The organism is Clostridium sp., from assembly GCF_029258205.1.
Taxonomy (GTDB): Bacteria; Bacillota; Clostridia; order Clostridiales; family Clostridiaceae; genus Sarcina.
Genome location: NZ_JARHZJ010000101.1, coordinates 1 through 6,703 on the forward strand (window position 1 = coordinate 1; position 6,703 = coordinate 6,703).

Below are 6,703 nucleotides of genomic sequence, written 5' to 3' on the forward strand. Positions count from 1 at the left end.
TTTTGGTGGTGAGAATTGGTGGTGAACCATATAAAAATAAGCCTATTTTACAAATTATTAATTTAAATAAATACTGTAAAATAGGCTTTATCATTTCTAATTACTTATATATTTTATTCCCACTCTATAGTTGCTGGTGGTTTTGAAGTTACATCATAAACAATTCTGTTAACTCCCTTAACTTCATTTACAATTCTTCTTGATACTTTATCTATAACTTCATATGGTATATGAGCCCAGTTTGAAGTCATTCCGTCTGATGATGTAACTGCTCTTAATCCTACAGTGTGACAGTAAGTTCTTTCATCTCCCATAACACCAACTGATTGAATGTTAGGTAATACTGCAAAGTATTGCCATATTTCACTTTCAAGGCCTGCTAAAGCTATTTCTTCTCTGAATATAGCATCAGCTTCTCTAACAACTTCTAATTTATCTTCAGTTACTTCTCCTAGAACTCTTATAGCTAATCCTGGTCCTGGGAATGGCTGTCTCCATACTAAATTATGAGGAATTCCTAATTCTTCTCCTACAGCTCTTACTTCATCTTTGAATAATTCTCTTAATGGCTCTATTAATGAGAATTCCATATCTTCTGGAAGTCCTCCAACGTTGTGGTGACTCTTAATTACTGCTGAAGTATCTGTTCCACTTTCAACAACGTCTGGATAAATTGTTCCTTGAACTAAGAATTTAATATCTCCTAACTTTCCAGCTTCTTCTTCAAATACTCTTATGAACTCTTCTCCGATTATCTTTCTCTTAGTTTCTGGATCTGAAACTCCTTTTAATTTACCTAAGAATCTATCTTGAGCATTAACTCTGATAAGGTTCATATCAAAACCTTCTTTGAAGATTTTTTCTACTTGATCTCCCTCATCTTTTCTTAATAGACCGTGATCAACAAAGATACAAGTTAATTGCTTACCTACAGCCTTGTGAACCATAACAGCTGCAACTGATGAATCAACTCCACCTGATAATGCACATATTAATTTTTTATCTCCAACTATTTTCTTGATTTCAGCTATTTTTTCTTCTGCAAAAGAAGCCATTGACCAAGAATTTTCTAATCCACATATATTGTAAAGGAAATTTCTCATCATATTTTGACCAAATGGAGTATGCTCAACTTCTGGATGGAATTGAACTCCATAAAGCCTTCTTTCTTCATTTTCCATAGCTGCCACTGGACAAACATCTGTATGAGCTATAATTTTAAATCCTTCTGGTGCTTCTGCTATGTAATCAGTATGACTCATCCAACAAGTTTCATCTGCTTCTATTCCAGCAAATAATTTTGATGAATTATCTAAAGTTACATTAGTTTTTCCATATTCTCTTACTGGAGCAGTAGCAACTTTTCCTCCTAAAAGGTGTGCCATTAATTGGTCTCCATAGCATATTCCTAATATAGGAACATTTAAATTGAATATTTCTTTATCTAATGTAGGAGTATTTTCTCCATAAACTGAGTTTGGTCCACCAGTGAATATTATTCCTTTTGGATTCTTTTGTTTTATTTTTTCTATGCTATATGTGTAAGGTATTATTTCACAATAAACTCCACATTCTCTAACTCTTCTTGCTATTAACTGATTATATTGCCCACCAAAGTCGACAACTAAAACTAAATCTCTCATTTGCTTTCCTCCACAATTTTATTTTCCGTTTATGTATAAAGTAAATTCAACAAAATGTTAAAAGCTACAACATCTATTTTAACACTTTGCTGAAGTTTTTAATCTAATTATTATTGATTAACACTGTAGTTTGGTGCTTCTTTAGTTATGTTTATATCATGTGGATGACTTTCTCTAAATCCTGCTGAAGTTTGAACAACAAAATTAGAATTTTCATATAAACTCTCTAAAGTTGGTGCTCCTAAGTAACCCATTCCTGATTTTATTCCACCTATTAATTGATATACAGTATCTGCTAAGTGTCCTTTGTAAGCAATTCTTCCTTCTACACCTTCTGGAACAAATTTCTTAGTACCATTTTGGAAATATCTATCACTTGATCCCTTTGACATAGCTCCAAGTGAACCCATTCCTCTATAAACTTTATAGCTTCTACCTTGATATATCTCTATAGCTCCTGGCGCTTCTTCACATCCTGCAAAGATTGATCCCATCATAGCTGCACAAGCTCCAGCTGCTAAAGCCTTAACTATATCTCCTGAATATTTTAATCCACCGTCAGCTATTACTGGTATGCCTAATTTTTTACCTTCTTCAGCACAATCCATAACTGCTGTTAATTGAGGAACACCAACACCTGCAACTATTCTTGTAGTACATATTGATCCTGGGCCTATACCTACCTTAACACAATCTGCACCTGCTTCTTTCAAATCTCTTACAGCATCTGGTGTAGCTATATTACCAGCTATTACTTGAAGTTCAGGATATTTAGCTTTTATTCTCTTAACCCCTTCAATAACTCCTTTTGAATGACCATGAGCTGTATCTAAAACAATAACATCAACCTTTGCTTTAACTACTGCATCCACTCTTTCCATCATGTCATTAGTTACACCGATTGAAGCTCCACATAAAAGTCTTCCTTTTTCATCTTTAGCTGCATTTGGGAAAGCTTTAGCTTTTTCTATGTCTTTTATAGTTATAAGTCCTTTTAGATTATTTTCATCATCAACTAAAGGAAGTTTTTCTATTTTATGTTGCTTTAATATTTCTAATGCTTCAGTTAATGTAGTTCCTTCCTTACCAGTAACTAATGGACTTTTTGTCATAACTTCTGAAACTTTTTTATCGTAATTTGTTTCAAATACTATATCTCTGTTTGTTATAATTCCAACTAGTTTTCCTTCTTTTGTTACAGGAACTCCTGAAATTCTATATTGAGCCATTAAATCTAAAGCTTCTCTTACTGTGTGATCTTCTGATAAGAATATTGGATCTGTTATTACTCCATTTTCTTGTCTTTTTACTCTATCAACTTCTCTTGCTTGATCTTCTATTGTCATATTTTTATGGATTATTCCTATTCCACCTTCTCTAGCCATAGCTATTGCCATTTTAGATTCAGTAACTGTATCCATACTTGCACTCATTAATGGAATATTTAATTGAATTTTTTTAGTTAATTGAGTTTTTAAAGAAACCTCATTAGGTAGGACCTCTGATTTATTTGGTACTAGTAATACATCATCAAATGTATATGCTGTTTTTAATATTCTTGCCATACTGTCGCCTCCACACACTATCTTTAATTTATCTACGTACAATCAAATATTTTTCCGTATTTCTACTTCTTAAATCCTCACTTATTTTCTGAAAGCAAACTTGCAACTATATACAAACATGAAATTTTATATTCAAAAAAAAGCATAATAACTCCCAAGTGAAGTTAATATGCTTATAGTACAGCTATAGTATATCAAATTCACTCATAGACGGAAATTTAAGGTTTCCGGTAGAAACGCCTTGCCTTATTCAAAGCTTATACGAGTTTATTTATATTCCGTTTTGTTTAATTTTTATTAATTATAATCTATGAAAGAAAGCTTGTCAACAAAATGCAGAAAATTAATTTCAAAAGTTAACAATTGATTTTTTTATTGCACATTTTATAGTTGTTGAATAAAATAATTCATTTATTTTTTTATAATATATTATATTCTTATTAGTAGTACTTTTAATATTAATACATACATTTTTCATTTTATTATATACATCTTACAGATTATTTATAATTCTAGGCTTTTATAAGATATTTAACTATTTTTAATACTATAAATAAAAATTAACTTTATTAAACAATACTAACGGTACTTTTATCTTGATTTTCTTTTTAAGTTTTTAACAGTTAAATATGTTATGCTCTAAAATTTATTAATAAACACAAAAAAATAAGACCACAAATTAATTCATGTGATCTTATTTTTCCTTTTAGATTAAAATACATCTGGCATTTCTGCGTAATTAAGCTTAGCTAAATATTCTTTATCACTACTATTTTCAACTTTTGTTTTTAATAATGCACTACTATTTGCTGTTATATTATCTGGAGTTAATTCTATTACTATTACTTTTTCTCCAACACTTAATCCAGAAATTTTAATTCCACTATCTAATCCATTAATTAAATTTTTGTCTATACTGTTAATAGTAATCTCTTTTTCACTATTACTTAAATTTCCCTTATTGTAAATTTTAACTTTAAACTGCGCCTCTGTATTTTTAGATAGTTTTATATTCTTAGAATCAAACCCTAAATCAATAATGGAATTAGGTGATTTAACATCTGCTAGTATAGCAATTTTTAGTGGCATTCCATTAACAACTTGCACTCCTTCGCTAACATCTTTTATATTATCAGGTGATGCAGAATCTAAAATACCAAACTTTATAACTTTAGTAGGTTCGCTAACTCCTATTGAATTTCCTTTAAATTCCTCAAACATAGATTTAGTTTTCTTATCTTCATAATTAAGATTAAATTTAGCCTTATTTTCACTTGATTTAAATTCAAATGGCCCATTTGATTCTATACTTACATTTATCTCTTTACTTAATGGCTGTCCAACATACATTCCGTTTTCTAAAGTATAAATTATATCATCAAGTTTATCAGCTGAAAATCTTCTTTCTCCATTACTTTCAGCGCCTAAATTTATTGAAGGATTATTTTTTTCATCAAACTTAATTCCATTTGGAAGCATACCATTAATCTTTAAGTCTATTAATCTTATCTCTTTTGGAAAATCTCTTCCATCTCTTATTATATCTTCAGCTTTTATATCATTAGGAATCATTTTATAAATTGCCTTAGCTTTTTCATTTAAATAAATTTCTTTTTTATCATCAGTACCAACTACACTTATACTAGCATCTAACAAATCTTTAACTTCAAACTTTCCATATTTACCTGATTGAACATTATCATTTATAACTTGTCCAGATTTGTCACTATCTTTTTTTCTAGTTATAATATTATAATGCATTGTATATACACCTACATCTGTAGGTAATTTAACTCCAGACTTTCCTTCAAAAACTTCATCAGCAATATCACCTGGTTCATTACTCTTTGATGGATACAAAGTAAAGTTATTATTTTCATTTAATTCTCCTATCCAATTTAAATGAATATTATTTAAGTAATCATTAAATTTTTCAGTTAAATTATATTTATAGTTATTCCAATAGCCTCCCCTACTAAAAACATCACTTAAACTTTTATAGTTTTTAGCTTCTGAAGCTTCATTTAACCTTTTCAATATACTTTGTCCATTTTTATCATTATCATAATTATCTAACTTACAATAACCCAACTTGAAAGCTCCTCCGCCTCCCCAGTTGAAATACTCTAATTGGATAGGATAATATTTATCTGCTTCTAAATATATTGGTGTAAATGAACTATAAAAAGAAGAACCATGTACTTTAAAATTACTATTCTCTTCTCCTATATACCAATCTCTACCTTTATTATTCAGTCCAAAATTACTTTTAGATAATTCATAAGTTTTACCATCCTTAGTTATACTAAATCTTGAACCATCATCTGAATATGTTCCAAATAGATACCAACCTGAGTTTTCAGGTCTTATATAACCCCAATATTTATCTGCTTCTTTATATTGAAATCCAGGATATCTTAAATCACATTCTTTACCGATATTCATTTCATCATAAAAAATTGTATTATGTTTAAAATTATATTCACTATTATTTTCAACTTTTTCAATACGATTCCATATATTTATAGAATTTATATTATACCATGTATTATTCTCTGGATAATAATATATCTGATTTTCTCCATCACTCCATTGAGAACATGTATATTTTTTACTCAAATAGTACTTTTCTACATTTCCTTTATAAATTAAATTCTTTCCTTCATAAGTCAAATTAACATCATTATTTATATTCAAGTACGATTTATTCTTATTGTCTTTAGTAAAACCTTCATAAGGTTCAGTAGCTATTCTCTTGGCCGCTAAAATACCTTTGTTTTTCTTTTTAGCAAAAACTATATCTCTATTGTTCCATTCATCTTTATCCTGAGTTGCTTGCAAACCATCAACATTATAAGATTGATAAGTTAAATTATTCTCTTTATCTAAATCTATATCTGAATTTATATTATTTAATTTAAATTCCTCTGGATTTATTTCTTCTTCGCTATTTTCCTTAGTAAACCAAGTTTTAATCCAATAATCCTCATTGCGTTTCTCTTGAATACCATTAACAGAAATATTTGCAATTCCATTTCCAATTAATCTTTTTGGATCTTTAATAAAATTAAATGAACCATTTTCTGGTTTTATATATGTACTATCATATTTTTCACCAACTTGTCCTATATAGTCATTAACTGTTATCTCAACCTTAACACCACTTTTAACATTTATATTAATGTTAGGTAAGTCAGTTTTCTTACCATCTTCTATTGATTTAGAATCAATATATCCAGTTACACTACAATTTTTATCACTTCCACTTGTATTTATTCCTCTTATATTAACGTTAATTGTCAAAGGCTTACCGTTATAAATATAATTTCCTGTGCTTTTATCAAACTCATAACTCAAATTATTTAATGGCAACTCATATTTTCCATTTTTTACATCTTCTTTATTTACTTTTATTGTTTGCCCTGCATAATTTATAGAGTCTATTTCTATACCTTCAGGTATATTTATAGTTAACTTTGCATCATTCACTGAATA

General features: G+C 28.9%; 2 protein-coding genes, 1 pseudogene and 1 riboswitch. All 3 genes and pseudogenes read right to left on the reverse strand.

The window, feature by feature from the left end; all coding sequences use genetic code 11:
* Positions 1-113: 113 nt before the first annotated feature.
* On the reverse strand, positions 114-1,643 hold the full coding sequence (gene guaA / locus Q1J60_RS12385; protein WP_300262822.1) for a glutamine-hydrolyzing GMP synthase: 1,530 nt from the start codon (positions 1,641-1,643) through the stop codon (positions 114-116).
* Positions 1,644-1,753: 110 nt separating this feature from the next.
* Positions 1,754-3,208, reverse strand: coding sequence for an IMP dehydrogenase (gene guaB, locus Q1J60_RS12390; RefSeq protein ID WP_300262826.1), 1,455 nt, complete (start codon positions 3,206-3,208; stop codon positions 1,754-1,756).
* A 187-nt stretch (positions 3,209-3,395) separates the two neighbouring features.
* Positions 3,396-3,493, reverse strand: a riboswitch (purine riboswitch).
* 426 nt (positions 3,494-3,919) lie between these two features.
* Positions 3,920-5,623: pseudogene (locus tag Q1J60_RS13095) on the reverse strand (PA14 domain-containing protein); the annotation flags it as partial.
* Positions 5,624-6,703: the final 1,080 nt, after the last annotated feature.